This is a genomic window from Paenibacillus sp. AK121, from assembly GCF_019042715.1.
Classification (GTDB): Bacteria; Bacillota; Bacilli; order Paenibacillales; family Paenibacillaceae; genus Paenibacillus; species Paenibacillus polymyxa_C.
The window spans coordinates 114,694-140,931 of record NZ_JAHPJM010000004.1; the positions used below are offsets into that span (position 1 = coordinate 114,694).

A 26,238-nucleotide genomic window follows, 5' to 3' on the forward strand; every position below is an offset into this window, starting at 1 on the left:
TAGTGTCATTTTCCATTTAATTATTTAAAACACACAAATTATTCCTTATTTTGTGGTACACTGGATTGGTAGTTCAAAATAATACCATTTCGAGAGGACGGTTTTGGATGAAGTTAAAGAACACAGCAATCATTCTTTCAGGTGTATTGGCTCTTACAGCAGTTGCTCCAATTGCAGCATCTGCTGAATCATCCACAGAACAAATCACACAAAATTCAAGTTCAAGTGTAACTCAAAAGAGTGCAGTTGAGGCAGTAAAACCCTATGTACAAGTTAAGGATGGGGTATTGTCCCTAAAAGACGTTCCTGAAAATATTTATAACCAGTATAATTTATCGGATTTGCAAAAGCATTTTGATGAATTAAATGAGTTATCAAAATCAGGTAAAATTACTGTTAATAGCGATTTAAGCATAAAGGACAATACCATCTCGCTTAATGCAGAATACGGATCCTGGACCTACCATTGGTGGGGATATGATCGGAAATTCACTGACTCTCAAACTAAACAAGCGATAGATTACTATAATAGTGTGGCAGGTGGCGGCGCACTCGTTTCAGGGGCAACTGCTTGGTATCCTCCTGTTTCAGGTATTTCAGGATCAGTCGCAGGATACTTTGCATTGTTTGCAGCACGTATGAGCGCTAATAACAATGGTAACGGAGTTTATGTTTCTGTTTCATGGGCGGCAGTGTTTGATGTTGAACCTTTGTAATACGACACAGTAAGGAGACTCTATGACCAGTATTTTAGCTGTTTTAGTGATTATTTGGGGAATAAGTTATATGGCTGTCTACTACATTAAGAAGAAAAAAAATACACACGGGCAACCTGGTTATAAAATATTTTTTATGGTTATTCTTGTTATTTTAGCAATCGCTTTGGTTAGTTCATATTTATAATCAAACAAATTTATGATTTTTTTATAGCCTTCCTTTAATGGAGGGCTTTTATATTACATACCAAATCTTTTGGTGTAAATCCCATATGAGCAATGACAAAAAGACTCCCCGCCGACCAATTAAGGTTAGCGGGGATTTTCTATTTCACGATAAATTCAACTTTTGTCCCATCTGCGTAGTCGTCTAACTTGTGACCTACCCATGATCCAGCTCCACGATTATCCTTTGGACTTATGTACTTAATGTCTGCACCCTCTCCACCTTCGGAGCACATCGCCATAGGCCACTCGTCGCGGTCTTTGCCTTTTTTAGTGGGTACACCTTTCAGAGATAGTTCACGGTTATGGTCGGCTCCTTCGCGGTCTATGGTGCATACTGGTGACTTTCCGGATGCTATAGCCTCTTTAATGTGCTGTGCTGTTTCAGGATAACGGTCTGACGGAAATTCCAGCTTGACCGTATCGGCAGATACCTGCGTTACCGGAACGGCTACAGGGTCGCTCTTAGTGGTCTTTACAACGTCTTGTTGTACGCTGCAGCCAGCTAATAGGATTGTAATTAGTACGGTGAATATCCATTTAAACATATGTATTCCTCCCCCTATAAAACAGAAAAATACCGCCAGCAGGGTGTCACTGATGTTTCTATATAATATCGGTTCTTTCTAAAAATGCACATAACAAAATGCTAAATAGGTATTTACTCCTATGTGAAATTTATATTTTATTCTTTATAATTACAAATATAGTTAATATATTACAGGGGGTGAACTCTCTAATGAGGAATTAATTAGATTTAGTAACATAGTCAGTAACCGTCGAGACACTGCTTTGACGCTTCAGACAGTGACATGGCTCACTACACTTATCTGTTCAGTTGCGATGTTTTAGAGTAATAATAACCCGGTTGATAAATAGACTTACCTTTTAAAAATAGGATAAAAAACTAGATATCTAATGTGGGAACAACTTGAGAGGATGAAATTTAATGAGAAATAAATGGTTTTCAATTTTATTAATGGCAATGATTACTTTAGTCACCATTCTTCCTAGTTATCCTGAAACAGTTTCAGCTGATACCTACCATATTGGCCAAGTATGGGAAGCTAAAGCTGGAGGCATGTCTTACACCTTTGATCTGGGGGATCCTGGAGTTCCAAGAAATATGTATAGCATAAAGAGTGTTTTCAATGCAAAAACGGAAGATCGTGGAGCTAGTCCTGAATGGGTTAATCTGTATTATTCTCAGGATGGAGTAAAATGGTACTTAGAGGATTCGACCCCGTTGCATTATGACAGATATGATGGTGTTTACACTATTCCTTGGACAATATACAAGAGTAAACACCCAGAAGTGAGCCATATCCGGTACGTTAAGATAGAAACTGAACATACGCTGGTATCCATTAAAAACATTCGCTTAGAAGTAGTGGACAGATCGGTTGCTTACTAGTACGCGTTTAATTGTCTGATGACGAAAAGGAGCGTTTAGTGTTTCAAAGTATACTACTGAAAAACGGTTGCTGAGAGGATTTGTTACAGGCCCGAGTTGGCTAGTCAACAACAATGAAAAAAAGTAACAATAACATAATAGGTAGTTGTACTGTTAATTATAAAAAATGTAAATATAAAGCGCCTCTTTGAATTCATTGTAAATGATCAGGAGGCGCTATATTCTTAAGGAAAGCTGCCAGCTGATTCAGCAAATTAACTGACCCTACTAATGGTTACGATTATTCAAGCTAGTCAGTCCCCGTAACTCCAGCCGACTTCCCATCCACACAAGCCTCGACCAAGATGTACGAAATCACCGCCTCAAATACACCAATTACACCAGTTACTTAGATAACCATATTGCTATCCACTCCAAAAATAATGTGCACAGTAGCTCTTCACATTTCAGATTATGCAACAGTTCTATTGCTCTATTCAGTGGATGGGTGCACTTGAACATCTCCTATCGATGTTGGAATAGCCTCAGCTTCATATTGCACCTTAACAGGAACGGTATTGAATACCTCCGCCGTAGCCTGTGACAACAGTTCGTTTACCCTAGCTGCTAAACTAGCCATAGCCTCTTTCGCTGCTGCTTGAGCTGCTACTTCGGTGCTAACATTGGCTGCTGCATCCGCTATAGTAGCTTCCTCCGTGTTAATGGGTTTTTGCTTGGCTTTGTAGTCCAGGTACGCCTTTTCTATGGCTCCCTGAATCTCTATGTCAGTAAGATAAATCCCTCTTTGTTGCAGCTGTCTGGTTACGTAGGATAAAGCCTGTTGTAGCTTTTTCGGACCGTCCGCCTCTTTGAAAACTGTCTTAGCGAGAGAAAATCCTTCTTCCGCCAATTTGTGCAATAGGACGCGCTGTGACTCCGTTGTACGGGCATTTATCCACTCATTAGCCTTCACCTTAATCGTGTTCATCCCAGCTATAACAATGGCTGTCAGGACTCCTAAAATGGCGGTAGCGACGGTACTTACATATGGTTGTATGGTTTCGATAATAGTTTGCATTTATAAATCCCCCTCTTATTGTGTTGGCAAACCTGCAGCACGCCGCAGATAGTTGACCAGATTGTTATAGTGTTGCATTTGTTCCTTGTCGCCTGCTTGTTTAGCCTTGAACCAAGCTGGTTGAAGCCAACGAAAGATAATTTCTTGGGCATTGGATTTAAACAACTTCACAGCTCCAGCAAGCGGCAGATTCTTTTCGTTCAACCCAGCAGCTGCCCGCAGGTTATTAGCAAGGTTGTGAAAATGCGTTTTGCCTTCCTGGTCCGCTGCCTTCTGGCTGGCAAACCAAGCTGGAGATACATAGTTATCAATCAAGGATTGAGCGATATACACAGGTAACGGCGTAAAGTCCAGCGTAGCAGGAGCCACAGCAGCGCCTTTAAGCTCCGCTTCCACGTCATAAACCAATTCCTTGAGTGTCTTTCCAATCGTCGCCAGAGCTTGGTCAACGTCCCTCTTGCGGGCTGGGTCAAGCTGCTTATGGCTCGGTATGTGTGTACGTGGGTTAATCCCCCATTTGTTGCAACAGTATGCCAGATACCATACAAAGCGTTTGTGAGCCTCTAGCGTGTCGATTTTGCCACCGAAACATAGTTCTACACCAAGGGCAATATCGTTTGCATCATCGCCATACAACTCGTTATCAAGCTTAATGTTATACAAGACATGCCATGCCTTTTCTGCCGGGTCGGGTCCGGTACCGGTTGGGATGATTTCCAGAATCTTTTTATCATCCACAAAGACCTGAGCAGATGCGGACCGGTCTTTTAGATTTTGAAAATAGGTAAAGTGGTTATCCGCTGAAGCTCCTGGATTACCTGTGTCGTGAGCAACTAAAAAGACCGGCGTACCCGACGTTAATCGAGTACCCGGTCTTACGTTATGGCGCTTGTTTATGTAGCGCCGTTCTATCGTGTATTTTTTTGGATTAAACAATTATCACAATCCCCCTCTAAAAATGAATGCGACTATAGCAATGATCGTGCCGCCTAGAACAAACTTAGTGAAGTCCATCCAACTCTTTTGGCCTGCCTTTTCATCTTCTTGGCTTTGCTGAAGTAACTGGAACATACGTGCATCCAAGGTGTCCCACCGGCGCATAATTTCGTTGAATTGAATCTTCATTTCTGCAGCAGACTGTTTGATTTGCTTTACATCTTCTTCATGGCGGCTCCGGCTTTCATCCAGATAGTTCAGTTTAAGTTGCATGGTTCTACTTTCTGCTGCAAGCCTAGCGAATTCATCTCCCAGTGCTGACAAACCTTTTTCCACATCTTCAAGCCTTTGGATCGGCACTACATCCCCTTCCCCTCCTTTGAAGATATCCCCCGTTTCATTCATGACCTTTCCCCCGTCTCTCTATTTTTGCTCAATAATTTTCACTGTCTTACCCATCCTACTTTTCTAAAAGTGTGCCATCCACGTCTAATCCCCAACTTGCTAGATATGCTCTAACCGGTTCCTTTTGTATATCTGGCACCTGAGCAAACGTCTTTATGCCTTTCATGATTAGAGATCCATATATGGCTGCCACGTTAATCACCTCCCCTCTTTAAGAGCTTTAAGTTCAGCTTGCATTGCAAGCATTTGCTCGTACATATCAGCCATTGCAATCTGTGTATTCGTAAGTTCTTCACGAAGCTTTGGCTGCGGTTCTGGCTGCTTGGTTAATTCCGCTATCTGTTCTGGCGTAAGTCCCTCAATCCATAGCTTGTCTGGCTGCTTAGGAGCAACATATACAGGTTGGTTTTCTGGATTCCGTCCCTTAGCCTGCCAGTCATCCAATGCGGTTATATACGCCTCCTGTGCCTCATAAACGGCTGCTTGATACGTTTCCCACGCAGCAAGATCAAAACGCGGTTTGAACAAGCCCGTTATTGTAAGTGGTACGCCAACAATGTACCCGGCAATCTTGGGTGTTGTTGGCTCTGAATCCGCATCCTGATCGGTGTTATCTGGCTGGGCATAAAAAGGGACGACACCGGAAAAGGCATCGTCCACTTCTACCACCTCTATGTAGAGGCCATCTGTATTTACTTTAGGAACTACTTTCATGGTGTTCCCTCCTTTATTGTTCTGCTAAAAACGGCGGTATCTGTAAAGACACATACGTCCCATCCACGCCTGTTTCCATAATTACTGCACCATCTACTCCGATTCTCATTGCCCCGAATTTATTCGTTGCGTTAATCGTGAATCTCAATGTTGATTTAGGTCTATACCCTACAGGCAAGGTAAATACAGGAACATTGAGCGCGCCAAGTTTTATTGTACCCTTAATGTGAACATAACCCTGGGAATCCTTTAAAAAACCCGCCGTATCATCGTTCGCACCATAGTTAATCCAAGCATTAAGCAAAATAGGCGTAATCCATGCGGGATTATCTTTGTCAGCCTTCTTGTTCTCAAGTACACTCACACGCGCCGTGTTTTGCTGTACACTGTCCACCAAGTCCGCAAGCAGCGTTTTTTCATTGGCTGCGTAGGAACCTGTGAACGGCACGACTGGAGACGACATGAACGCAAGGTATGAAACGGTATAGGCTGCGGCTGTATCCACATTGTAACTTTGAGCCAGAGCACCAGCAGGTGTTACAGTGTTAGGGAACAATGTCCAGCTGTCACGCTGCGAATTTCGGTAAATACCGATAAACCTGTCAACTCTGTAGTTCAAAAGAGATGCCTGATACTCTCCTGGGCTACCATTGTTGATGTTCCATCTGCCCACACCTGATACAGGTAACTCTTGGTAAAGCTTTGCCTTTTCACGAATGATTACCCCTGTGCCTACTTCAACCTGATTGTCTCCCTCAACAAAACTTAGCTGTCCCTCTGGAACAATAGGCTCTACTGTAGGCGTAGCGAGTTGGTATACAAGTTGGTACGGTGTGTACCCTGCATAGGATTGTTGCGGTACGGATTGCGTGAAGTTAGGAGCGCCCACACGTTGCACCCAATACTTAGTACCTGTACCGTTCCACGTCGCTGTTGTCGCTGCCTGTGCTTGCGCTGGCGTTATGGTATTAGCGTCATAAGCTTTGTAGCCGCAGAAATAGGCTTTGATGTCGTTCTGGTCTGGTTGGTACCCGTCCGCCCATCCACTGTCCGCAACGGGTATTGAGATGAATAACCCCTCAGCCGACTAAAACGATTGATCAGCATCCGTCCACGGGTAGGCGTGTGCGATTAGCTTGCCGTCATACTTAGTAACTCTTTCGCTATCGGTCTTTGAGTTGGGCAAGGATAGTTTTACCTGTTTGTTGCCTGCCCTAGTGTCTTTGTACGCCCAATCTTGATTACCGTCCAGCGTCAGCCCTTGCCACTTCTTGGCCTTGAAGTATTGTCCGTCAAGCTCAAACACTGTATCTGCATTAGCTCCTGTAACTGGATCAGCGTACAGGTCTGTTTGTAACGCTAACATTGAGTCTTCACGCGGTTTGAATGGTTTTGCTATGTTACCAATGTTGAGCATTGGGTTTGAAATAGTCAGTATACCCGTTGTGACGGTTAGATTCGAAAAAGATACCCTCATCCGCTGCGCGTTTGCTGGTGCTGTACCGGATACCGTCTGTGATGTTGTATAGGATGGTGTCCCGATAACGTTACCACTGGAATCTAAGAATGATAGAGCGATATTCCCGTTGTGCTGCGCCGAAAGGGTGTATGTCTTTCCTGGGACTGTAGCTGCCTCGTAATAGGTAACGCGGTTAGAAACAGTTGGTGTCATGGCTGCTGCATATGGCTCTGTCGCCTTGGTGTCAACTAGCGTCCACTCGTAAAAGCTAGGTAAAAGGTTTTCACCGTACCGTATCACATACGGATTACGTACAGTCATTATGCTATCGACATATGGATACTTAGCTGCTACCTGAAAAGGCGTAAGGGTTGCGGCGGCTGCATAGTCCGCCTCGCTGACCTCGTAAACGCGCACACTGTCCATATTAAAAGTGCTTCCGCTGTTGCCTGTGCCTGTGATCGTAACAATGTGAAAATAGTCAGTAGCTGCAAACCGCACGACTGAAGGTGCAAAAACAGAGGACGATGTAACCTCATTACCCGCAGCTCCAGCAATACCGTTTATAGATACGGCCACTTTGCTGGTATTACCATTTTTCACATCGGCAATGGCTACATACTTTTTCCCGGGCGTGGTTAAAAAGCTTGCTGAAGCTGTAGCGGGTACAGAACCTAGCGTAAGCTTAAAACTGCTGGTCCCGCTGGTTTTGTTAGTTGTATCTAATGCTATGGTCGTGTTAGAAGACCACAATCCTACGTTTTCGCAATTCCCCATCCGCCCGAGCAGATTTGCCAACATCCGGCCTGTCAAACCAGAAAGCTGGAATAAGGATGACTTGGCAACGTTGATGATCTGCACACCTGGCTGTAGTGCTACGCCCTGACGGGATATAGTATTAAGGCGTTCTTTAACCTCATCCATACCACCAGCAAAACCGTCAATCTTCTCCCAGTTGTCATTCATCATTGTTTCAACATCAAAAAAATCATTCCCGTCTGCTACCGGGTCCTTCATGTATAAACTCAAATTAGGTGTATTACTAGCCAATCGGCACACCTCCTGCAAAATTGTTTAATGGTGTTTTATTTATTTCGTTTATCCGCATTACATGGTGTATTTCACGAATAACCAAATAGCGAAATTTATATCTTACTTCTAAATGTGCCGGTTTTATTTCCTCTATTGCATCCTTCAAATCTTGTAGGTTCGGTGGTATGCCTAGAGTCCCAATGAATCTGATTACGAAATAGTATTCAGACGGAAACACAGTTACATCAACCTCGCCACGATCGTAGCTATCTGCCACATTTTTGATCATGCTAGCCGACACCTTGCCGCTCCCGCGCATCTTAGAGATAACCACGCTGCGGCGCTGCTCAATCGGCTTGGAAGGCATGGAGACTATTTTTAGATCCTTCTCCCAATACTTAATGCCCCAGGTTGCTGTCTCCGGGTGAAACTGGCGGAATGTATCTACTATCGCTGCATTCAACTTGTCGAACTCGATATCTTCAGCGTCCATTATCTGTACGAACTCTTCAATCTCCTGATAATAGTCAGGCAGATAAGACATAAGTTTTTAGACATGTATATCCACCGTCCCGAGCACAGCAACCGAATCCAAAGGCACTTGAATATTGCTGGTCACTCCGTTAATGGTCAAATCAAAGTAGTCGATAACAGGCGGCACGTCCAAAATAAAGTTTGCTATCCGAGTAATCCGCACCAACGTATCAGTTTCGTTAAAGGCCAAACCCTCCAGATACTTTTTAATGCTGGCTTCCAACTGCTCTTTTACATCATCCGCAGTCGCATCCCTTGCGAGTTGAACCCGCACACTGACGTTAATAGGCACTTCACCAGCTCCCACAACTGTAACCACTGGTCCGATTGGAGCGGCCCCTTCGCCGTGCCCATCCTGTGTAGGATCTATATATTTTTGTGCAGCTTGGACGACTGCCGCCGAAGGAGTTCGCTTGTTATTATCCAAGACGACTACTTTAACCGTGCCAGGACCATTCCAGAGCGGGAAAGTTTTCGCATCCCCAACGCCTGAAACCTCACGAGCCCACACGACATATTGATTCTTGTTCGCGCTCGTTATCGGTTTAGTCACTTTGTCCTGATAACGATCAAACAACGCTGCCCCCGTTTCGGTATCTTCTCCAGACACTAACAAATCGACCAATTCAGCCCGAGCCAGCCCGTTTATAAAATCAATCGGTAACAGTGAACCCGAAAATTGATTACCTATTAGCCCAGCCGTTTCGCATTCCACTACAAACTGGCCGCCACCCAATTTACCGAGTACAACATAGTTTAGATCCTCAATGCTGTAGCGGCTACCAATAGGCACATCCATGAGAACACCTTGGCTGTCGTAAAACTTTCCTCGCCAATGTGCTTTGGTTGCTTCTTTACGAGTTATACCGGACCATGCCACGGCCGAGTCTAAATATTCCTCGTTTTCGGCGTTCGGGAATATCAAGCTTATATTCGTATCCAATTCCACATACATTTGCGCTAATTCGGAAGCAGCTGGGGCCAACGCATCATATATAACACTGCCCTCCCGTTTATCCATGCTGTCCGGTATACGAGCTAGCATGCGCTCTAAGATGGTCTCAAATGTTTGAGCCTCATACAATGCCGCTCACCCCCGTTTCGTTCCTGAAATTACCTTGCGTAGTAACGACTTCGAATTCTGCCAGTACGTCCGATCCTGTAAAGATAAATTGAAAATCTCTCACATCTGTAATCCGGTCATCCGCCAGCAAAGCCTCACGCACTAATCGCTTAAGCTCAGTCTGCACAAATAACCGGCTCTGCCCTTGCAGCCGGTCTATCTCAGCTCCGTAATCATCAGAGTATATTAAGTTTTCGTAACGTAATGTTTGGAGTATCTTATATACCACTTGCCGCATAGCCTCCAGACCGTCCACAACGCCGCGTGCGCGTCCATTCGTGAAGTCTAAGGCATATGTCTTGGTGGGCATTTCTTCTTCCTCAATCTCTTCATCAACGATGCTGCCGCCTTCTGGTATCATGGTGTCACCAACTTATCCAGCACAGCAAACTGTTGACCGCCTTGCATTCGTAGTAATAGCACGGCATCGCCTACCTTAAGGCCTTCGCGGATCACCAACACATCAGGCAAAGCGGTTTGAGTGGTCTTTGTTGCCGTCTCAGTAGGAGTCTCGTCTTTATACACATGGCTATGTGTAAGACTAACCTCATAACGTGTTACCCGCTCAGTGATTAATAGAAATTCCTCGTCCAACACCAAACGTTGATCTACAGTAATTTCAAGCGGTGAAATAGCAGTGACCTGTCCAAGCATACCTTCGCTGGGCTTGGATGCTTTCATAGTTTCCAACGCCATTTTTTGTAATTGTTTGTACATTAAATCACCTTCAATTCGAGTGACATGGTATGTTCTAAACCCGAAAATTTATGTGTACATGAATCTACCAAGTAAACTTGGCTTACCTTCAGATCATCTATAAATACAGGCACATAACAACCTGCCCGGATACTTAAATCCCCCATAGCATCTATACTCAAGCTTTTGCTCTCCCTATTGTGTAAAGTGAGCAAGTTTTGCGCCTTTTGCTTAATCTGCGCTGCGTTCATTTTTTCGTCTACTTTGTCATACAACTGGAGCTTGCCCCATTTCTTTATATTGTTGCTATCCTGGTAGACGTAAGCATCTCGTTTACCACTCTCTTTATTATCCCGCACCAGTTTAACGTAGTTGTACGTCTCACTGTCTATGGACCGTTTAAGCGCGTATCCGGTCATTAGACTGCCATCACCCACGGATACAGATACAAGCATATCAGCGGCACGTTTAAGGGCCAGAGCGCCAAAGTCGTCGTAAAATACATAGATTGTTCCGGTAGACATTAGCGTCTGGTCAATGGCCTTGTAGATGATGTCTAATAGCTTTTGGTTATCCTCGACCATAGCAGGTATTTTGTATCCCGTATCGGCAATCATGCCTGTTTTGAGTTTGAAGTCCTCAGCGATCCGCTTTATCACCGCGCCTGCCGTTAAGTTTTTAAAAACATAAGTGTCGTTGGCGTTGAGATACCTTATTTGATCGTATGCGGTAATCTTCATATCAGAATTTTCCGACTGCTCCACCGAAAACACATATCCGTAGAATATCTTGTACTTGCCTCTGGTAATCCGGACGATATCCCCATTCTGGACCTTGAACTTTTTGTTTTGGTAGATGCCATCTCTAACAAGCGTGATATCTACGCTGCCTGGGCTCCCGGTGCGTTCGGTCTTCCAAGTTAATTCAGTCACCAACCCAGCGGCATTTTCCTTGCCCGCCATAGCCTCGCCGGACACCTGCCACACGTTACCATCCCGGTTGTCTATGAATATATCCATGCCATCACCCCGGCAGTCTTAGCACTTGCCCAACCTTTAGCCGTTTGGCCTGTGCATTCGTAATCTTGTTTAGCGTCTGGATCTCTTTGTAGCGGGACCCGTCACCCAGGTTTTTCTTAGCGATAATCCAAAGCGTATCGCCTGCCTTGACCTTGACAGACTTGGGCTTTACCTTCTCGTTGGGTCGCTTTGCCTTCGCCTTTGTGGTCGTGGTCTTTTTTGCGCCTGCCTTGGTTGTGGTTTTCTTTACCTTGGCCTGCACCGCATTGTAAAAAACGTACTTTTTAAATGTGATGGTGTATTCAATATCCGATGTACCGGCTACTGGCTTCCATTCAAACTCTTCGATGGTCACTGGCATATTTATAGCGATCTCTTGCGGGCTCTTTTGCGCACCTGGATCAAAACTGATTGCAGAATAAATAAAGCGGATGGGCCGCTTAGTGTCCATCCACTTGTCTATTAAGGCTATATATTCAGGTATTGGACGTAATTCATCGGTGTTGACGAATGGGTACGCTTGTCCAGGGAAAAAGCTATCGAAGGATATCTCCGTAAGTTTCCGTGACTGAATCGCGTTGATCTCGCCCCCGTCCACAATTTTAAATGTGGAACCATCTCCAGCCTCTTTGATACTCATTTCAGGCGGATTGACTGGGATACGAAATGCTTCTTCTCCGTTGTTGTAGCTTAGTAGTATGGCGTGTTCCATTAGGTGTACACCCCCTGTGCTGTTGAAACAAACTGCTCTTCCAGATGATCACCGATCTTCTTAATAATCGTATCCACATCAGCCCCGTTGTTGATGTCGCCTGTCTTGACCTGTACCGTAGGTGTAAGAGTAACAAAGTTTTGGATTGACTTCATCTCTGCGATATCCCGCATTACCTTCAAATCTTCAGAGGAAATATCAACCTTGTCCTCGATCTTGCCGACTTTATCTACCTTGCCAACGTTTTTCTTTTTGTCATCTCCAGCATTAGCTTTTTTAGCTGCATCGGCTGCTGCGTTCCATTTGGTGAAGTCGAAAGGTTTATCTGCTGCGGCAGTTTGGTTTTGCTTGCGCTTATCAAAATATCTCTGCCGTGTATATTCCATCGTTTCTTCATGCCTTTGCTTCGCTTTAGCGGCAGCATTTGCTTCCATTGCAGCAATTTTTGCGTCACTTTTATTTTTGAAGTTATCCGCAGCTATCTTGGAATCATCCGCAAAACGCACCTCGTCTATAAATTTAACGTCGACCATACCTGTTCTGCCCAATGCGTCAAGCATGTCGTTAACACTTCTTATGACTCCGTTAGTCATGTCTTGCATCGTCTGCATAACGCTGGCCTTTGCATTCATGAATGCTTGAGCGATACCGACTCCGACTTTTGCGAAAAAGATAGGTACTTGATCGAAAAAGTTTAAAATCTGATCCCACTTTAGCAACATCGCTGCTGCCACCATATCGTTGGTTTGATACACCTCGTACATCCACGTCACAATTGCCACCAGCACAGTCAGTATGGCAATAAACACGTTTGCTTTCATTGTTGCGTTTAAAGTGGCCCATGCCGCAGAAAGACCACGAGTAACTAACGTTTGGGCAAAGATCACGGCTGTACTACTTCCTGTGGCAAAAGCTATAATCCCTTGGGTAACTGCTACAGCCTTCATTGCAAGGTTCCAAGCGATAAACGCTGCTGCAACTCCTTTAACAATAGGAGCTATGTTCTGCCAATTGCTAGAGATGAAGCCGTAAACTTGAGATATAACATTAAACACTTTAATGGCATTCTGTACTACCCAATCTAAACCTTGGCTCAGATTAGCAAAGAAGGCGTCAAATTTGCCTTGTTGAAAGGCGGTATTTAGCATTTGGATCATTGGTAGGAGTGACTTAGTAGCAGCGCCACCAGCGTCCGCAAACATGGATCTTACGTTATTCTTCATGATCTCTAACTGTTTGGCCGGACTTGCCAGCATAGTATCAAACGCTTTTTGCCCCATCTTTTGAGACTCCAATAACTTGTCAAAATCTTTGATAAAACCGTCGATGTCACCTTTCTTGGCAAAGTCCACGATGCCAGATGCACGGATATCGGATTTCCCCATATTGAAGCGTTCAGCCAAGGACACAATATCGGCCGATAATGCTTCCTTAAGGGCGAAGGCAGCTCCCTCCATTCCATTTCCTGCACTATCAAAGGCATTCAATCGTTGGGCGAGGTTATTAAGCTTCTCGAGTTGATCAACATTTTGCGTTGCTGAGAAAAAGGAAAGACTGCCTTTCAAAGACTCATTTACATCTTGCCCGGCTTCCAATGCGTTTTTCTTAAAGCGATCAAACATTGCGCGTCCTACATCTTCCTGCCCCGTACGAGCAACAAACATGTCTTCCATCTTCTGCTGATCCATTGCACCGCCCACGGTAGCACTGAATAATTCTTTTATTCCTTGGAGTGATAGATAGGCAGCGGCCATGCCCTTGAGGTTAGCCAGCAAGCCAGACGATGCACCCTCGCCTCTTCTCAAGCTTCCGTTTATCTGCTCTTGCAATTGGGCTATTTTTCTTTCCAAATCCGCTATCCGTTGCAATGCGTTTTGAAGTTCAGCGGCATTTGCGCCGCTGGTTGTCCGTAATTGCCGCACAACTCTAATCAGCCTTAGCACAAGCATCTGTAGATTTCCGAACATTGCTTGCAGGGCTATCGGTAATTCAACCTGTATACGGGCGTGTATATGGCGCAGTTGACTTTCGATTTGCTGTCGTATGCGTCTCGCTTGGCTAATAATATCCCCGGCATTAAGTGTTATGTCTACAACCGACCTAGTGAACATCATCCTTATGCGGTCGCGTATAAGTGTGATCTCACGTAGAATGTCTGCGGAATTCACTACAATATTCACAACTGATCCCGCACCCATTCCCCTGATATGGTTTTTGACCACTTCCAATTCACGAATAGCATTAGCGGCATCAATATGGATTAGTATTCTGTCGTTAATAGCTTGTATAGCTCGTTGGACGGCATTCAACTGGAATATCGCATTACTACCATCTGCGCTTATCCTTATATTATTTCTTGCTATCGCTTGCAGACATTCCATATGACGCGTAGTACTCTCAACGGCTTGATTTACTGAGTTCAAACGTTGCGAGAAATTATCAAATAACTGGAGACTGGCTGATACAGTTGCCATCATTTCTCCTTTCTGGCATAAAAAAAGACGCCTTCACAGGCGCCATTCTCAACCAATTTATTTCAGTTCATCAAATATCTTTTTTGCTTCGTCGCTTTGAGAACTTAACAATACTTTCCCTCGTATTGACCAATTCTTAAGTTTAGGTTGTTCTTCTTTGGCTTTCTGAGCGTCCTCCTCTGAATCATATTGGATAATTTGAATAGAGTCATTACTTAATGAAAGGAACTTTCCGCTGGATGCGCCGACTAAGGTAAAAGCATTTTCGCCTCGGTCTTTTGCCCCTGCATCCGTAAATGCTTTTACATAATCATCAAGAGTAGGTGTAGCCGCTTCTTCTTTAGCAGAAGAACAGGCAGTAACAATCGTTAATGAAATCACCAATAAAATTAAAGTTAGGACTTTTTTCACAAATGACCCTCCATGAATGGGTAGATTTTACCATCATTCTACCAAACAAGGAGGGGTTAGTCTATTATTTTCACTTCGATAAAATCTTCAATTCTCGTTCAAGAATCCCCTCGATATTATCAAATTGCGTGAACGGTATCCTGATTAATTTTATTTCGTTTTCTTTGCAGTATTGGTCTTTAAGTTGATCTCTCTTTTTAACCTTCGCAAATCCCTCTTTTCCGCCAAACGCTTTGACAGGTTGGAAGTGTTGTTCTCCATCGTACTCAACCAAACACATCAACTTTTCGTCTTTGAAAACAGCAAAGTCAAAGTTTAATTTAAGCTTGTATTTAAGATTATCAAAGGAATATTGAGGAATATATTCAATGTTCGCATCATTCAGGAAATTAACTATTTTCAACTCACCCTTACTTTTCCTGCACACAGGACAGCCATGGCCTTTCCACAAGGTCATTGGCGGCGCTAAAAAAACAGTTCCACATCCCTTGTGCAAAACCTTGATTTTCCGCTTATCCGTCACATAAGGTTCCAATGGTTCGTATTCATCGCCTAATGCGGATTGAAACTTTTCTTCGAATTGTTCTTGCGTCAGTCTTCTTTTCAAACCTCTTCGTTTCACCCCGCATTTAGGGCATCTTCTTCCAAGTTCTAAAAAGTTATCTATTCTCGCACCCCAAACATGGCCGCAAACGTTATGCTTTAGAGTGGTGTGTTTGGCTCTCCCATTATATTCTCCTACTATACTGAACTCATCTCCAGCTCGTTCGAACATTCTTCTTTTGACTTCCTCTAAGGGTAAACGCCTTCTGACATGACGGTTCTTATCGGCGCATACCGGACAACGCCTTCCGGCCAAAAATTTGTCAGGTTCAACCAAGTACTCATGACCGCATATATTATGCTTGATTAAAACCTTTTCTTTAGCCTTCTTATATTCCCCAAGAACGGTGTATTCACCGTTCCCAAGGATTGCAACACGTTCTAAGAACATTTGATGATCGAAATAACGTGGCATTAGAGCGCAACCCCCTTATATAAAGGGAAGATTGCTTCTAATTCATTTAACGTTTTGACTATATCGATAACATCGGCTTTGATATTTTCTTTGTCGTACAATTCATCATCGACTATAGCGAGTAATATATTTAAACATTGCTCTTTAAGTTTATTCTGATATTGCAAGACGTATAATCGTTCCGGCTCTGATATATCTTCGTTGCTTACTCTCTGTACTTGAATTGCTTGTTTATTTTTTTGTTTTCTTGCGCGTTCAGTTCGCCTCCCTTCTTGAAAACCAAAGGTGTAAATGGCTCCTAATGCCAGCCAATGAGTTCTATCAAAACGATTCATGATATAGTTATAAATTTGAGTCGCTTCCCCAACTCTTTGATCACTCGGTGAAGTGTGCATCCAAGTTTCGATAAATTCACTAACCTCTTCAGTCATACGGGTTTCTTTGGACGTGTTTTCCATTGATGTTGCCTCCTTGTTAATTGCGAGGAGGTTGCAACCCGTGCTATAATATTTCACAGGTTGGCAACAACCTGGTTGGGAAGTCCTTTTATCTCTTGTCGGGGAGAAGGGCTTCCTTTTATTTTTGCTTATCAAGATATTCCGAACAAACTAATCTGATCAACGCCGCCAAGGATATATTCATGTCTTTGGCTTTTTGTGTTAAATCTTCATAAAGTTTTTCGGGCATCTTCATATTTAGCGTTCTCAAATCCTCACCTCCTGTACTATCATTATACTATCACTATGATAGCAAATCAAGAGGTTTGGAATATTTGTCCTGCTTATTTCTTTCGAGCAGCTTTCTCTTGGTCTATTCTATAAGAGATCATAGCGTAAATAGCAGCACGTTCACGCTGACTCATTGCCATCAGTTCATGCGGCAGAATATGGAGTTCATGGAGGGCATAGTAGGCATAGTTAGCTTCCCCGCTATCCTCCTTTATGAGTTTTTTACTTCATCAACCAATTCGTTCATATCTCGATCGTAACCGCTCAGAGACTGCACTTTATCCAGCAAAGTAGAATACTCACCGGATAGTAACATCTTCTTAATGAGTGATTCAGCACCCAGAACACCATACGATTTTTGTAATTCCGCATCTTTCAAATTTGGGTAAACAACTGCCGCTACTACCATTTTGGACAAGTATGCCTCTGAATCAAATTCATTGGAGTAGATACCGTTCTTCCCTTTCACTTTCTTTGTTGACTCCTTGCGAAGTACAGAGTTTTCAGTTTCTGGGATACTACGAATAACCCACTTTACAGGCTTGCCCTCTTTATCCTTGAATCGAGGTGAAATTGCCACATCTTCAGTAATTTCAGAATCCACGTTTTGTGCATAAAACAAAGTCAAGTCGCTCATTTATATTAATCTCCTTTAGTTAAAATTAGGCTCCCAATGTAGGGGCGGTAAAGCTATCTTGAATATCCACATCATCAAAAGTAAAGTCGATATCCTCATCCAATACTTCGGAATCGGTATCGACTTTAGCCATAATGACACTATCTAGATTTACACCTTTGAGAATTACTGTTTGTTGCCCGATAGAAGACGATGGATCGTCGTTTACCACCATGATGTCGAAGTAGGTATCAACGCCTTCTTTGATGTATTTAAGCATCAATTGACGGAAACGAGTTGTTGTATAGTAGACCGTCATACTACCGGAACCACTCCAGCCGTTGGCCTTATGTTGGGTACCACGCTTTCCTAGGGTTTTAACATCGGTTTTTTCTTTTTCCACTGTTGCTTCCAACGACTTAATGTAGAACATTTCTTCCACATCGCCGTCAATCGTAGCGTATGCCCGGCCCTCTTGACCGGAAATGGTGTCCTTCGCTTTTAACCATGCCATATTATCTCACCCGCGCTTTCTGATAGATTTTTTCCGCACTGTCTACAGGCTTAACGAAGTATTCAGCGTAAAGTGCATCTTTGTCCGTCCCAGCAACTATAGTCACGTCTGTTTGTCCATTGAATTCCTCAATGGCGTTCGTAGTCGGCGTAAGTAAGGGATTCGTTTACGTTTGCTGCTGCCGTTGCAGCTGCAACCCAGGCAACTGCCTTAACCTTGTCGATCACCGTGCCGTCTGAAAGAATAACGCCGTTTGTGACGTTTATTACTCCTTCGCTGTCGGCCGCGCTATAGTTTGGTAGTACCACTTGTACATTTTTGCCCTCGTCATTCCGCAGGCGATTAACGTAAGTGGTATACAAAGGCTTCAGCGTTGCATCATCGTAAGGAACTCCAATGGTGTTGAAGTCTTGCGTCTCAATAGCAGCCATATAATCCGAATGGTCTGCATTGGTTGCCGTGCCATCAGCCCCGCCAGTCAGCGGAGCCCCGGCCGTAGCTGCCAACGTCTTATCTGTAGCTGACGCCTTGAAGCTAACCCACTCGTTCGCAACCAGCCCGTCAATGTTAGCAACCTTTTGTGTGTTTACCTCTCGGCCCTCAACCAGGGTGCGAACATTGAAGCTAGACGGTGTATCTATATCGGCCTGAATAACGATTGAAATATCGTTACCTCTCACGCCGCCATACTTCGCCGTAGCGACAAGATTGCCGCTTGTAACTGTAGCCTTTGTCCCTTCGTTTAATCGGTACACCAGCAGTGTTTTAGCGCGTTTAAGAACCTCCTTAACCAACAGGAGGCTTGTATGTGTAATGTCGTATCCCAACGCTTTTGAAATATCATCACCAGCATCAATAGTAATGATTTGTTTTGCTGGCCCCCAGCTTAATGTCAATGGCAGGGTAACGGTACCACGATCGCTTAACGTGCCTAATGGTTTAGGCTCAGATACAACGTTGGTATATACGCCAGGTAGGTCCTTATTCTGTGTAACCCAAGTGCCGGCCATTATTTAACCTCCTTCTTCAACCACTCGGTTAGAACTCGTTTAGCTTCGCCGATGGTGTAATCCTGGCCATCCTCTAGAAGGACGTTCAGTGTATCCTTTTCAATCTGTGTAAACTGCTGTGAATCTTGAAATTGTTCTTTGGCAAAACGGGGTTCTACCGAAGCTGTGGACGTTGCCGCCTCTTTCTTCGTAGGCGCTGCCGCAGGCGTTGTCTCGGTTTCTGTTTCTTGGTTATCAGCCACGTATACCAGCCTCCTGTTTTAAAGTCCTCATTTTTGTTTCTGGTCCCTTTGGACGCATTAAATGAACATTCACATCCAGGAAGAAATGCAGCACATCATCGGCAATTTGGTGCTTCATCCCCACCGCCCTGTAAAGGCTGCCTTCCCACTGGATGTATTCCAATTCCTCGTACAGTTGGTCAGCAACCGTTTCGCATTCACGGCGCTTCACTGGGTTGTCGGGGCTCGGGAAATAGTGAATGTCGAAACTATCAGTCCGCATGTACCGGCGATTAAATTCCCGGTTCTGTGCTCCATCAATAATCAACACAAAAAAGCATGGTTCCTTGAAACCCTGCTCGATTCGCTCATCGTACACTGGGACACCCGTTTGAAAGGTGCTCAGGTACTTCAATATTCCGTTTTTAACATCTTCCATTGCATCACCTCAAATGGTCCTCCATGAAGCGTTTAAGCTTACGATCCATCAGCGCAGGCAGTTCGCGTTCAAGTTCCCTTTCGGAAATAGTCAGCATAAACCGCCCCTCTACCCAGCCTGTGTGTAGCCGTGTGCGGTGCCCGTATTCCACATAAGGCGCATATTCGATAGGGTTAAACAATTCAATGCTGTAACCCCCTCCTACACGCTCTACAGTTCCCAGTTGCCAGTTACGCCGGAGCATTCCCGTATCTACGGGAGTCCTCGCAACCGTTTTAGCCAGGAGCCTACTGGCAAGCTCTCTTATACAGTCCTCCACAAAGCGCGGATAATCGGCCTGCATCTTTCGCAGGCTCTTGCCCAGTTGCTCAAACTCACTAAAATCAAACTCAGCAAAGCTCATGCTTTACCAACCCGCTTCATTTTGATTTCTTGGTGAGTTGGGTAAATGAACGCCTCGCCCGATTGCTGAAATTCATAGCTCATTACGTCCTGCGTAACAAAGATACGGCTTCCGGAGGGGATAACGACATCCGGAGCAATAAAGAGCTTGCCATCATAGGCAATGTCGTTGTTTGTGTCCGTCTGCTGGGCACTCGGTAATGATGCCTGAGACAATGCACACGGCTGGTTGTCGAATATAACGCCCTTTGTGGGTCGTTCTACGCCTGTTACGGGGTCTTTGCGGGTTGTCTGTCCTTCGACTCGGCAAACGCCCGTATAGGTCATTTCAAGAAGCCTGCGTTCTGTTGCTGGATTGCCCAGTTGCATGCTACCACCTCAATCTGCGGAATGCGTTAAGCTGCGCGCCATATGCCTTAATAAAGGCGGTACCCTCAACGCCCAGCTTAGCATCCGCAAAGAATGTGAATTGCACGTCACCGCGCTTGATGCTCTGGACGTTCTTTTCACCTTCACCAGCTGCAGCCGGAGCTAAAAACTGGTTGAGGTAATAGTCCTTTGCAATCAGCAATACTGTGTTTTCTAACTGCTCCGGGATATCAGATATGTTGCAGTAGTTTTTGATACCATCAATCGTAAAGTTGAGGGCAAAAGACAGCTGCACGTCCTTCTCTGTTTCAGTAACTGGCAGACCCAGCAGAACCTTAAGCTTAGTGAGTAAGGCTTCGAGACGTATCGGGTCCATATTACTCACCAGCCTATTCGGTTTTATTTGCGGTATCCACTTCGGTTTTATTTGTGCTGTCCGCTTTCTTTGCTGGTGTCACTTCTTCAAGTACGCCTTTTTCAACTAGTTTGGCTCCATACTTATCATCAAGATCGATTTCACCAGAATTCACAATAACCCCGGCTTGGATCACCGGGGATAGCACCTTATATTTTTGTTTTGCCATGATATAAGTTCCTCCTATTAAACCGACAAGCGGTAGATTTGGGATGGTTTTTGTACAGCTACAAAAGCAGATTCACCAACGTATACTTCTTCGGATGGCGGTGGGCCTTCTTTAACGATAGGCAGTACATAGATTCCTGGTTCAAAGTTCTTTTCAATTGTTGGTCCTTGCACCGTGATGATAGGTTGTTCACCCAGTAATGCAACTGTACGAGCTTCGAGCAACCGCGCAGGCGCCGCCCCTTCCAAAGAAACCACATCGTCATTCACTCGAATCGTAATTGGAGCGTCAGCGATTTGTGTGATGAGGCCTTCTACTTGCTCCCGGGTAGGCAACATAGCGCTGTTAACACCGAACAACGCGCCTCTTGTCTGAGCGTTAAGAGTCAGATCGAGCATAACGTCACCCGAAATGTCGATATAGCGCGGCGCTTGGCCTGCGTTAGCGTCTTTGTACGCCTTAATAGCAACTCGCAAATCATCCAGCGGCGTAGAAACAGCACGATCCGACCATAGAACTGTCGGCGTTACCTTAGCCGTCAGGCCAAAGTTTACATTAATCTGCACATCATTTTTGTTATACACGATAACCCCGTTGTAAACAGCCTGCGCTCTCAACCATTCCTCTGTATCGTTCACACCCTCTATCAGGAGGTCCGTTTGGTCATAGATGCGTTGGATTGCCCGTTGGCGTTCGTTTTCAACACGCGGGTTAGTAAACTTGAGCTGTTCACGTTCGTCCAAGCGGAATCCGTGCTGGATCTTAGCAACCTCTTGAGTGAGTGTTTTTAACCCTTGTTTGTCCCGTAGCGGAGCACCTGAGTTCCATCCAGTAATGGAGGCGCTTGGTGCATAGGTTTGTGTAAATACGTCATAATCAAAAGTCAAATCATAGGTCGTATCGGTGGCACTGATAGCTTTAAGAAGATACTTTTTTGGTATAAGCCGGTTCTCAACATACCCCATGAATTCCGGCTGTTTAAATTGATCTAATGAAAGAATACCCATTTATATATTCCCCTTCCCTTATCCCTGTTTTAGTAGTAGCGGTAACGTCCGCCTGCCGCTGTTTTAAATGCTGCTGTAACGCCTGTGAGTTTGCTTTCCACAACCAATGCTTCCGCCCATGCACCTACAATGACGTTCTGTGTGGTCGCATCTCCTGTAAACGCATCATGTGATGTGAGATAAACCTTGCCTGTGTCAGCATCCGCAAACGGTTTAGCCAGCCCGTTGGCTTGGATGCTGATTGCTGTACCTGCTGGAACAAGTGTGTTTACAGCAAACTTAGTGCCATCCAACGTCACCCCACCGATCTTTTCAATGGAGCCCTTCACTGTATAAAGGATTTCCTTCTGTGATCCATACTCTTTAACACGTGGATTCAAATTCATTATTTTTCACTCCCATTTCTTTGCTCGGCAATAGACTTGCCTGCGTCATAACCCTTCAATGGTGCTGGTGGGTTGCCTGCGCCCGCACCTTCTGCTGGTTTAGCACCTTTGAAAGTCGGTTGCGTATTGCCTTCCTCTTTTTGCACAAACAAAAAGCCCTTGCTTTCGCGTAGGCCAGTGAGTTGGTCGTCTAAGCCGCCTTTTACAGCGCCGTTGTCGTCCAGTTCGATTTTTGTTTTGTCCAGCAGTCCAGCCACAATATCAGGATCGTGCGCCTGACCGCTTAGAGCCATCTTAAGCGCAGTGTTCATTCGCAGTTCCTTCATATCAGATTCGTACTTGTCGGTAGCGGCTTTATTGTCCGCCTGAAGCTTCGCAATCTGATCTTGTAGCGCTGGGACATCCCCTGCGGCCTTCTGCAAATCGGTCAGTTGCTTATCGCGTTCCTTCAAATCACCTTCAAGTTGCTTCTTAGCATCATTTATTTCATCAAATCGATGCTTAGGTACATATCCGGTGTACTTTTCCTCAACCCCCTTTGTGATAGCATCAATTTTGTCCGCTGGCACGCCTTGACCCTCCAGCAATACTCTCAACCATTCCATAAATACCGCTCCTTCATCTTCGTTTTTTACCCTGGTCTCGACCAGTGATGTCTTGTGTTTTTCGCCCACAATACCAAACGGCGATAGGCAAAATAAAAAGCCTGCTGCATCTAAATGTGCAATCAGGCTTTAATCCTTACTATTTTGTTTTTCAAACGGCTCTTTGACTTGCCTTAGCATGTCAGCAGCTATTTCTTTAGGCGTTTTAGTGAAATCCAGTTTCAGCGGCGTATCATCGATTAAACCGATAGTCCGCTTTGGCTGCTTGGAAGTCTTCGACATACGTCCACCCCAGTTCTTTTATGATTAATCGCAACCATAGGTAATCCATATATTCATTCTTGGCTGTTTCTGACATTGTAGCATAGTTCTCGCTGCTTTGTAACTGCTCAAGAGCGGTCATAGCAGTGGATTCCAGCACATTATTAAACACAAGCAGATCGGATGATTTACCATTAGATGATACGCCACTTACTCCTCCATCATGTCCAACTGCAAGCAGGCTAGATATAGCCGGATAAATCGCCATGTTGCGAATATCCTTAACGTTAACCCTTGTTCCTCTTGGGTGGTTATGAGTCAGGATCACACTATTTGGCGGTGCTTTAATAAGCGAATCGTGTATCTCAGGCGTGAATGTAACCTTATTTATGATGCCGTCTGCTCTACCGATTTTCTTGCCTGCGGTTTGATCCATAATGACCATTATTTCTTTACCTGCTTTGTGACCTTCCCGGGCAAGACTGCGGTTTACCTCAGCTAACTTTTCTAATACCGGTTCAGACACATTAGGTAGATCAACATGGTAAGAAGCTTTAGGATTGTACTTCCGATTAAAACTTCCCCCAGGTTCTTCAACCTCAGGATCTGGCACGTTGCTTTCTGTGGGTTCACTCGGTGCGTTCGGCTTAACATATTCCTTTTCCCATTGCTCATAGGTAATGTCACCGGGTACCGCTTGGTTCTTTCCATCTTCATCCCGAGCTATTCGCTCCTGAACATTGTCCTCGTAATGAGGAATCGTAGTGGACCGACAATAAGCATGTAGCGGCGGGTAAGTAACTCCTACCTCAGCCTCGGACAATGCAAATACCTCTCCATCCATGTGCCGGCAGATACTTGATGTACGCTTGTCTAGGGTAGCTGTAAACTTGTATTGCTCTACTCCCAGCTCCTTATAGGCATCCATACGAGACTGGCCGGCAAAGTAGGCCGATTCTGTTTGAATGATTCGTGCAGCTGCAGAACGGGAAACACCCATTCGGTCAGATAAGGCGTTAATCATCTTATCCGGTGTATCGCCGCGTATCATCCCTTGAGTGAGCACTGTTTGAAGCTCATGGACCAACTTGTCACGGTCTTTCCAGATCCGTGCAGAGAAGTTCGAACCATCGGCTGCCCAGGGTTTACTTAAAACCGCTTCAATCTGCCGCTTGTCCAACTTAGAGAAAGTGGCGCCCAACCCTGTACCCTTGTGTAACTCAAACACTGAGTGATAGTACCCATCCTTGTATATGTCGCCCATAAGCTCCTTAGCGCCTGCCTGACGCTTTCCAGTCAGCACCTCGACATGTTGCCGCATCTGCATTTGCAAAGCCTCTAAGCGAGTCATACGCACTCTTATGGATGCATTCTCAAGTTCCTTCATCCACCGCTGATCCACAGCATTTTCGCGGCCTGCCTTGATATAGTCGTCTACCGTCCATTTGAACTCTTTGAGCTCTCCAGCTTTCAGCACTTGCCGTGCTTCCGCTAGGCTTATCTCGTTATTTTTCGCAAACCGCTGGTAGAACACGTCAATATCTTTTTGGATGGATGCGTTAGCCTTGGCGTACTCAATTTCCATCTTGCGGACATATGCATCGCCTTTGCCTAGCTGCGCCTCATTGAGGGCATCCATACGACCTGACCAATATTCCTCGGACCTCATGACTGTTCATCCTGTTTTGGGTCTGTTTCAGGGGGATTGCCACCTGTACCGCCATAAGGCTGATCCTCTGCTGTTTTCATGGCTTCATCGGCCTCGGTTTTCTTACGCTCCTCTTCGGTCTTTACATCAGTCACCCATGGATGATTAGCAAGGTTAGTTTCATCGGACAGTATACCTACGCTGTTTTTGACGTTTTCAATTGCTTCAGTTTCATTGATCATAACGTCTCGGTTAAGAATAAAATCAACGTCATAACTAGAGTAGTCAACCTTTGTTGTGTTATACAGATGTTGATCTACGAACCAAAGAAGCTGTTCCAGCGAGGCTTGAAATTCCGCCTCAATCGTATTCGCATCCAAGTCTAAATCCTGATAGAGAGAGCGAAGGGCTATGCCGGACGGATTATTACCAAACTTGTCCGTTTGCGTGTCCACACCTCGACCAAACTCATAAATACTCTTCCTCAATTCAGCAATATGATTGCTTAGTGCTGTAGTGTCGATGTCTATACCTAACGTATCAATGCCGCCGTCTGCCTCAACCCTAACCATACGTAGTTGAGCCAAGTTACGCCGTGCGTCTTCCAACTTTCCGCCACCGTAATTCTTCAGCACAATAATACTGCTTGGCATATCCTCGATATTGTCCGCGTTCTCCGACATCTGCAAATCATAATCATCAACCAATGTTTTGATCATTTCTATTAGCGGTTGCTCTTCGTCGTTGTACTTGAATGCAACAAAAGGTGGGCGTTCCCAATTCAGAAGCATTTCCTTACCGTTTACTATGGCTGTAAAGTGAGATTCAACTTCTCCTAATGGACTTAAATCCTTCGAGACTAGCCTGTCTTGAGAGAAGCGCATGACTCCTTTTGAATCCCAAAATTCAACTATTGTAATGGTCTTCTTGGTTTTCGCCTCGTAGTAGATCACATCATAGAATCGAATGACTGCATCCAACTCTGTATGCGCTGAATCTTTCCAAAGCGGGACAATTTCCTCACTTGGAATACTCTTAAAGGCAAGTTCTTCAGTCTCGGTGTAATAAACCTGTAGCCAGGCTATCCCCTTATTGATTGCATTCTTACCAACGTTCTTAAGTGTACGCTGAAAGTCTTTGCCGAAGTATTCACTAAGATGTTTCTTGTATTCATCAGGACCGTCAGTTTGTATGCTAAAGGGTTTGGAAAGCAGATACCCTGTTTTCTGATCTACGAGTTTGCGAACAAATCCATGTATTAGCTTATTGTTAGCTAGATTATGGACTTCTTGCCTTACCCCGCCTTCGCCAACAACAGTACGCTTCTTCTCAAGTATTTTCGTCTTGTTTTCATAATACATCTGCCCCAAGATCATAAGTTTACGCTTCATAGATCCTTTGAAATCCGCGACCTCTTGCATAGCTATTTCCTTATTGGTCATTGGAGAGTTTTCCTCAAGCATGCGGATGATATCTTGTGTTGTGCTCAATGCATGTCCTCCT

Annotated in this window: 37 protein-coding genes; 3 read left to right on the forward strand and 34 right to left on the reverse strand. The window is 44.7% G+C overall.

What is annotated here, in order from left to right:
- Window positions 1–107: 107 nt before the first annotated feature.
- Together KSP24_RS09290 and KSP24_RS09295 are read left to right on the forward strand one after the other, a co-directional pair.
- On the forward strand, window positions 108–716 hold the full coding sequence (locus KSP24_RS09290) for a hypothetical protein (protein WP_216974976.1): 609 nt from the start codon (window positions 108–110) through the stop codon (window positions 714–716).
- A 22-nt stretch (window positions 717–738) separates the two neighbouring features.
- Complete coding sequence (locus KSP24_RS09295; RefSeq protein ID WP_016822009.1) at window positions 739–903, forward strand: hypothetical protein; 165 nt, start codon at window positions 739–741, stop codon at window positions 901–903.
- 139 nt (window positions 904–1,042) lie between these two features.
- On the opposite strand, the gene KSP24_RS09300 is transcribed toward KSP24_RS09295, so the two are convergent.
- Window positions 1,043–1,489, reverse strand: a complete 447-nt coding sequence (locus tag KSP24_RS09300; RefSeq protein ID WP_216974977.1) for a NucA/NucB deoxyribonuclease domain-containing protein — start codon at window positions 1,487–1,489, stop codon at window positions 1,043–1,045.
- Between the two features lie 401 nt (window positions 1,490–1,890).
- On the opposite strand from KSP24_RS09300, the gene KSP24_RS09305 reads away from it, so the two are divergent.
- The gene (locus KSP24_RS09305; protein ID WP_064962270.1) at window positions 1,891–2,355 is read left to right on the forward strand and encodes a hypothetical protein; all 465 of its coding nucleotides are present in this window, start codon (window positions 1,891–1,893) and stop codon (window positions 2,353–2,355) included.
- A 472-nt stretch (window positions 2,356–2,827) separates the two neighbouring features.
- Here KSP24_RS09305 and KSP24_RS09310 read toward each other — a convergent pair whose 3' ends face one another.
- From KSP24_RS09310 to KSP24_RS09455, 33 genes are all read right to left on the reverse strand, one after another.
- Window positions 2,828–3,412: a phage holin gene (locus KSP24_RS09310; RefSeq protein WP_216974978.1), complete on the reverse strand. Its 585-nt coding sequence runs from the start codon at window positions 3,410–3,412 to the stop codon at window positions 2,828–2,830.
- Between the two features lie 15 nt (window positions 3,413–3,427).
- The gene (locus tag KSP24_RS09315; RefSeq protein ID WP_216974979.1) at window positions 3,428–4,348 is read right to left on the reverse strand and encodes a peptidoglycan recognition protein family protein; all 921 of its coding nucleotides are present in this window, start codon (window positions 4,346–4,348) and stop codon (window positions 3,428–3,430) included.
- 3 nt (window positions 4,349–4,351) lie between these two features.
- A complete protein-coding gene (locus KSP24_RS09320; RefSeq protein WP_090887529.1) occupies window positions 4,352–4,753 on the reverse strand; it encodes a hypothetical protein in 402 nt (133 codons plus the stop codon).
- A 55-nt stretch (window positions 4,754–4,808) separates the two neighbouring features.
- The gene (locus tag KSP24_RS25625; protein ID WP_367949304.1) at window positions 4,809–4,955 is read right to left on the reverse strand and encodes a CD1375 family protein; all 147 of its coding nucleotides are present in this window, start codon (window positions 4,953–4,955) and stop codon (window positions 4,809–4,811) included.
- Window positions 4,952–5,467: a hypothetical protein gene (locus KSP24_RS09325; protein WP_216974980.1), complete on the reverse strand. Its 516-nt coding sequence runs from the start codon at window positions 5,465–5,467 to the stop codon at window positions 4,952–4,954. The genes KSP24_RS25625 and KSP24_RS09325 overlap by 4 nt, the downstream gene beginning before the upstream one ends.
- A 13-nt stretch (window positions 5,468–5,480) precedes the next feature.
- Window positions 5,481–6,365, reverse strand: a complete 885-nt coding sequence (locus KSP24_RS09330; protein ID WP_216974981.1) for a hypothetical protein — start codon at window positions 6,363–6,365, stop codon at window positions 5,481–5,483.
- Window positions 6,366–6,554: 189 nt separating this feature from the next.
- On the reverse strand, window positions 6,555–7,976 hold the full coding sequence (locus tag KSP24_RS09335) for a hypothetical protein (RefSeq protein WP_216974982.1): 1,422 nt from the start codon (window positions 7,974–7,976) through the stop codon (window positions 6,555–6,557).
- Window positions 7,969–8,502, reverse strand: coding sequence for a YmfQ family protein (locus KSP24_RS09340; RefSeq protein WP_216974983.1), 534 nt, complete (start codon window positions 8,500–8,502; stop codon window positions 7,969–7,971). Before KSP24_RS09340 ends, KSP24_RS09335 begins: the two co-directional genes overlap by 8 nt.
- Window positions 8,503–8,508: 6 nt before the next feature.
- On the reverse strand, window positions 8,509–9,576 hold the full coding sequence (locus KSP24_RS09345) for a baseplate J/gp47 family protein (RefSeq protein ID WP_216974984.1): 1,068 nt from the start codon (window positions 9,574–9,576) through the stop codon (window positions 8,509–8,511).
- On the reverse strand, window positions 9,569–9,976 hold the full coding sequence (locus tag KSP24_RS09350) for a DUF2634 domain-containing protein (RefSeq protein ID WP_216974985.1): 408 nt from the start codon (window positions 9,974–9,976) through the stop codon (window positions 9,569–9,571). Before KSP24_RS09350 ends, KSP24_RS09345 begins: the two co-directional genes overlap by 8 nt.
- The gene (locus KSP24_RS09355) at window positions 9,973–10,332 is read right to left on the reverse strand and encodes a DUF2577 domain-containing protein (protein ID WP_023987551.1); all 360 of its coding nucleotides are present in this window, start codon (window positions 10,330–10,332) and stop codon (window positions 9,973–9,975) included. The genes KSP24_RS09350 and KSP24_RS09355 overlap by 4 nt, the downstream gene beginning before the upstream one ends.
- A complete protein-coding gene (locus tag KSP24_RS09360; RefSeq protein WP_216974986.1) occupies window positions 10,332–11,330 on the reverse strand; it encodes an XkdQ/YqbQ family protein in 999 nt (332 codons plus the stop codon). Before KSP24_RS09360 ends, KSP24_RS09355 begins: the two co-directional genes overlap by 1 nt.
- A gap of 4 nt (window positions 11,331–11,334) precedes the next feature.
- Window positions 11,335–12,042 (reverse strand): LysM peptidoglycan-binding domain-containing protein, encoded by a 708-nt coding sequence (locus KSP24_RS09365; protein ID WP_216974987.1) that lies wholly within the window; start codon window positions 12,040–12,042, stop codon window positions 11,335–11,337.
- Complete coding sequence (locus tag KSP24_RS09370) at window positions 12,042–14,516, reverse strand: phage tail family protein (RefSeq protein ID WP_216974988.1); 2,475 nt, start codon at window positions 14,514–14,516, stop codon at window positions 12,042–12,044. The genes KSP24_RS09365 and KSP24_RS09370 overlap by 1 nt, the downstream gene beginning before the upstream one ends.
- Window positions 14,517–14,573: 57 nt before the next feature.
- On the reverse strand, window positions 14,574–14,927 hold the full coding sequence (locus tag KSP24_RS09375; RefSeq protein ID WP_216974989.1) for a hypothetical protein: 354 nt from the start codon (window positions 14,925–14,927) through the stop codon (window positions 14,574–14,576).
- A 70-nt stretch (window positions 14,928–14,997) separates the two neighbouring features.
- A complete protein-coding gene (locus KSP24_RS09380) occupies window positions 14,998–15,945 on the reverse strand; it encodes a PDDEXK family nuclease (protein ID WP_216974990.1) in 948 nt (315 codons plus the stop codon).
- Window positions 15,945–16,403, reverse strand: coding sequence for a hypothetical protein (locus KSP24_RS09385; RefSeq protein ID WP_216974991.1), 459 nt, complete (start codon window positions 16,401–16,403; stop codon window positions 15,945–15,947). The genes KSP24_RS09380 and KSP24_RS09385 overlap by 1 nt, the downstream gene beginning before the upstream one ends.
- Window positions 16,404–16,521: 118 nt before the next feature.
- On the reverse strand, window positions 16,522–16,653 hold the full coding sequence (locus tag KSP24_RS25230) for a ribbon-helix-helix protein, CopG family (protein WP_254207709.1): 132 nt from the start codon (window positions 16,651–16,653) through the stop codon (window positions 16,522–16,524).
- Window positions 16,654–16,884: 231 nt separating this feature from the next.
- Window positions 16,885–17,310: a phage tail assembly chaperone gene (locus tag KSP24_RS09390; protein ID WP_216974992.1), complete on the reverse strand. Its 426-nt coding sequence runs from the start codon at window positions 17,308–17,310 to the stop codon at window positions 16,885–16,887.
- A gap of 25 nt (window positions 17,311–17,335) precedes the next feature.
- Window positions 17,336–17,803, reverse strand: a complete 468-nt coding sequence (locus KSP24_RS09395; protein ID WP_058830706.1) for a phage tail tube protein — start codon at window positions 17,801–17,803, stop codon at window positions 17,336–17,338.
- Between the two features lies 1 nt (window position 17,804).
- Window positions 17,805–17,909 carry a hypothetical protein gene (locus KSP24_RS25630; RefSeq protein ID WP_330705986.1) on the reverse strand — a complete coding sequence of 35 codons (105 nt, stop codon included), beginning with the start codon at window positions 17,907–17,909 and terminating at the stop codon, window positions 17,805–17,807.
- 22 nt (window positions 17,910–17,931) lie between these two features.
- Window positions 17,932–18,813 (reverse strand): phage tail sheath subtilisin-like domain-containing protein, encoded by an 882-nt coding sequence (locus tag KSP24_RS09400; protein WP_330705985.1) that lies wholly within the window; start codon window positions 18,811–18,813, stop codon window positions 17,932–17,934.
- The gene (locus KSP24_RS09405; protein WP_216974993.1) at window positions 18,813–19,055 is read right to left on the reverse strand and encodes a hypothetical protein; all 243 of its coding nucleotides are present in this window, start codon (window positions 19,053–19,055) and stop codon (window positions 18,813–18,815) included. The genes KSP24_RS09400 and KSP24_RS09405 overlap by 1 nt, the downstream gene beginning before the upstream one ends.
- A complete protein-coding gene (locus KSP24_RS09410; protein ID WP_216974994.1) occupies window positions 19,048–19,473 on the reverse strand; it encodes a phage tail terminator family protein in 426 nt (141 codons plus the stop codon). The genes KSP24_RS09405 and KSP24_RS09410 overlap by 8 nt, the downstream gene beginning before the upstream one ends.
- Window positions 19,474–19,477: 4 nt before the next feature.
- Window positions 19,478–19,876 (reverse strand): HK97 gp10 family phage protein, encoded by a 399-nt coding sequence (locus tag KSP24_RS09415; protein WP_216974995.1) that lies wholly within the window; start codon window positions 19,874–19,876, stop codon window positions 19,478–19,480.
- Window positions 19,873–20,202: a hypothetical protein gene (locus KSP24_RS09420; RefSeq protein WP_216974996.1), complete on the reverse strand. Its 330-nt coding sequence runs from the start codon at window positions 20,200–20,202 to the stop codon at window positions 19,873–19,875. The genes KSP24_RS09415 and KSP24_RS09420 overlap by 4 nt, the downstream gene beginning before the upstream one ends.
- A gap of 43 nt (window positions 20,203–20,245) precedes the next feature.
- On the reverse strand, window positions 20,246–20,620 hold the full coding sequence (locus KSP24_RS09425) for a head-tail connector protein (protein ID WP_216974997.1): 375 nt from the start codon (window positions 20,618–20,620) through the stop codon (window positions 20,246–20,248).
- A 13-nt stretch (window positions 20,621–20,633) separates the two neighbouring features.
- Window positions 20,634–20,828 carry a hypothetical protein gene (locus KSP24_RS09430; RefSeq protein ID WP_216974998.1) on the reverse strand — a complete coding sequence of 65 codons (195 nt, stop codon included), beginning with the start codon at window positions 20,826–20,828 and terminating at the stop codon, window positions 20,634–20,636.
- 17 nt (window positions 20,829–20,845) lie between these two features.
- Entirely contained in the window at window positions 20,846–21,835 is a 990-nt protein-coding gene (locus KSP24_RS09435) for a major capsid protein (protein ID WP_216974999.1), read from the reverse strand.
- Window positions 21,836–21,864: 29 nt separating this feature from the next.
- Entirely contained in the window at window positions 21,865–22,221 is a 357-nt protein-coding gene (locus KSP24_RS09440) for a hypothetical protein (RefSeq protein ID WP_216975000.1), read from the reverse strand.
- Entirely contained in the window at window positions 22,221–22,826 is a 606-nt protein-coding gene (locus tag KSP24_RS09445; protein ID WP_216975001.1) for a phage scaffolding protein, read from the reverse strand. Before KSP24_RS09445 ends, KSP24_RS09440 begins: the two co-directional genes overlap by 1 nt.
- Window positions 22,827–23,058: 232 nt before the next feature.
- Window positions 23,059–24,756 carry a minor capsid protein gene (locus KSP24_RS09450; RefSeq protein WP_216975002.1) on the reverse strand — a complete coding sequence of 566 codons (1,698 nt, stop codon included), beginning with the start codon at window positions 24,754–24,756 and terminating at the stop codon, window positions 23,059–23,061.
- On the reverse strand, window positions 24,753–26,225 hold the full coding sequence (locus KSP24_RS09455) for a phage portal protein (RefSeq protein WP_216975003.1): 1,473 nt from the start codon (window positions 26,223–26,225) through the stop codon (window positions 24,753–24,755). The genes KSP24_RS09450 and KSP24_RS09455 overlap by 4 nt, the downstream gene beginning before the upstream one ends.
- Window positions 26,226–26,238: the final 13 nt, after the last annotated feature.

Bases quoted from the DNA above. Each gene is read 5' to 3' on its own strand.
- KSP24_RS09290 (WP_216974976.1), top strand. From the start codon at position 108: ATGAAGTTAAAGAACACAGCAATCATTCTTTCAGGTGTATTGGCTCTT.
- KSP24_RS09385 (WP_216974991.1), bottom strand. From the start codon at position 16,403: ATGGAAAACACGTCCAAAGAAACCCGTATGACTGAAGAGGTTAGTGAA.
- KSP24_RS09340 (WP_216974983.1), bottom strand. From the start codon at position 8,502: ATGTCTTATCTGCCTGACTATTATCAGGAGATTGAAGAGTTCGTACAG.
- KSP24_RS09390 (WP_216974992.1), bottom strand. From the start codon at position 17,310: ATGAGCGACTTGACTTTGTTTTATGCACAAAACGTGGATTCTGAAATT.
- KSP24_RS09445 (WP_216975001.1), bottom strand. From the start codon at position 22,826: ATGGAATGGTTGAGAGTATTGCTGGAGGGTCAAGGCGTGCCAGCGGAC.
- KSP24_RS09325 (WP_216974980.1), bottom strand. From the start codon at position 5,467: ATGAAAGTAGTTCCTAAAGTAAATACAGATGGCCTCTACATAGAGGTG.
- KSP24_RS09320 (WP_090887529.1), bottom strand. From the start codon at position 4,753: ATGAATGAAACGGGGGATATCTTCAAAGGAGGGGAAGGGGATGTAGTG.
- KSP24_RS09420 (WP_216974996.1), bottom strand. From the start codon at position 20,202: ATGACCTATACGGGCGTTTGCCGAGTCGAAGGACAGACAACCCGCAAA.
- KSP24_RS09435 (WP_216974999.1), bottom strand. From the start codon at position 21,835: ATGGGTATTCTTTCATTAGATCAATTTAAACAGCCGGAATTCATGGGG.
- KSP24_RS09425 (WP_216974997.1), bottom strand. From the start codon at position 20,620: ATGGACCCGATACGTCTCGAAGCCTTACTCACTAAGCTTAAGGTTCTG.
- KSP24_RS09310 (WP_216974978.1), bottom strand. From the start codon at position 3,412: ATGCAAACTATTATCGAAACCATACAACCATATGTAAGTACCGTCGCT.
- KSP24_RS09450 (WP_216975002.1), bottom strand. From the start codon at position 24,756: ATGAGGTCCGAGGAATATTGGTCAGGTCGTATGGATGCCCTCAATGAG.
- KSP24_RS09380 (WP_216974990.1), bottom strand. From the start codon at position 15,945: ATGCCACGTTATTTCGATCATCAAATGTTCTTAGAACGTGTTGCAATC.
- KSP24_RS09355 (WP_023987551.1), bottom strand. From the start codon at position 10,332: ATGTACAAACAATTACAAAAAATGGCGTTGGAAACTATGAAAGCATCC.
- KSP24_RS09430 (WP_216974998.1), bottom strand. From the start codon at position 20,828: ATGGCAAAACAAAAATATAAGGTGCTATCCCCGGTGATCCAAGCCGGG.
- KSP24_RS09440 (WP_216975000.1), bottom strand. From the start codon at position 22,221: ATGAATTTGAATCCACGTGTTAAAGAGTATGGATCACAGAAGGAAATC.
- KSP24_RS09305 (WP_064962270.1), top strand. From the start codon at position 1,891: ATGAGAAATAAATGGTTTTCAATTTTATTAATGGCAATGATTACTTTA.
- KSP24_RS09395 (WP_058830706.1), bottom strand. From the start codon at position 17,803: ATGGCATGGTTAAAAGCGAAGGACACCATTTCCGGTCAAGAGGGCCGG.
- KSP24_RS09365 (WP_216974987.1), bottom strand. From the start codon at position 12,042: ATGGAACACGCCATACTACTAAGCTACAACAACGGAGAAGAAGCATTT.
- KSP24_RS09415 (WP_216974995.1), bottom strand. From the start codon at position 19,876: ATGAGCTTTGCTGAGTTTGATTTTAGTGAGTTTGAGCAACTGGGCAAG.
- KSP24_RS09350 (WP_216974985.1), bottom strand. From the start codon at position 9,976: ATGATACCAGAAGGCGGCAGCATCGTTGATGAAGAGATTGAGGAAGAA.
- KSP24_RS09360 (WP_216974986.1), bottom strand. From the start codon at position 11,330: ATGGATATATTCATAGACAACCGGGATGGTAACGTGTGGCAGGTGTCC.
- KSP24_RS09300 (WP_216974977.1), bottom strand. From the start codon at position 1,489: ATGTTTAAATGGATATTCACCGTACTAATTACAATCCTATTAGCTGGC.
- KSP24_RS09410 (WP_216974994.1), bottom strand. From the start codon at position 19,473: ATGGAAGATGTTAAAAACGGAATATTGAAGTACCTGAGCACCTTTCAA.
- KSP24_RS09295 (WP_016822009.1), top strand. From the start codon at position 739: ATGACCAGTATTTTAGCTGTTTTAGTGATTATTTGGGGAATAAGTTAT.
- KSP24_RS09400 (WP_330705985.1), bottom strand. From the start codon at position 18,813: ATGGCCGGCACTTGGGTTACACAGAATAAGGACCTACCTGGCGTATAT.
- KSP24_RS09370 (WP_216974988.1), bottom strand. From the start codon at position 14,516: ATGGCAACTGTATCAGCCAGTCTCCAGTTATTTGATAATTTCTCGCAA.